This is a genomic window from Streptomyces flavofungini, from assembly GCF_041028215.1.
In the GTDB taxonomy this organism is placed as follows: Bacteria; Actinomycetota; Actinomycetes; order Streptomycetales; family Streptomycetaceae; genus Streptomyces; species Streptomyces flavofungini_B.
This window is the reverse complement of record NZ_JASKYR010001512.1, coordinates 1-447: the sequence shown is the minus strand read 5'-3', so window position 1 is coordinate 447 and position 447 is coordinate 1. Positions and strand designations below refer to the sequence as shown.

The following is a 447-nucleotide window of genomic DNA, read 5'->3' as shown; positions in this document are numbered from 1 at the left end:
GGCCCCGCGGCGGGGGCGGCGCGGGGCCGCGGGGCCCGTGACCCCGGGCGTTCAGCGGCCCGCGGGGCCCCGTACCGTGGGGGTGTGTACCGGTTTCTGCTGACGCCCCGCTGGTGGGGGATCAACGTCTTCGTCGTGCTGGCCATCCCCTTCTGCATCTTCATGGGCTCCTGGCAGCTCGGCCGCTTCGAGGACCGCGTGCAGGACCACGAGTCCGCCGAGCGGCAGGCCGAGGCACGGGAGAAGCCGGGCGCCGAGGCCACGGCGCGCCCCCTCGACTCGCTGCTGCCCGTCGACAAGGAGACCTCGGGCGAACAGGCCACCGCCACCGGCCGGTACGGCGAGCAACTCCTCGTCCCCGGACGGGAGTTGAACGACAAGCGCGGTTACTACGTCCTCACCCTGCTCCGCACCGACAGCGGAAAGTCACTCCCGGTGGTCCGCGGC

Annotated in this window: 1 protein-coding gene; it reads left to right on the top strand. The window is 73.4% G+C overall.

All coding sequences use genetic code 11. The features are described 5' to 3' along the window. Positions 1-84: 84 nt before the first annotated feature. The coding region (locus AB8Z36_RS41935) for an SURF1 family protein (RefSeq protein ID WP_369218554.1) at positions 85-447 on the top strand (363 nt) is incomplete at its 3' end.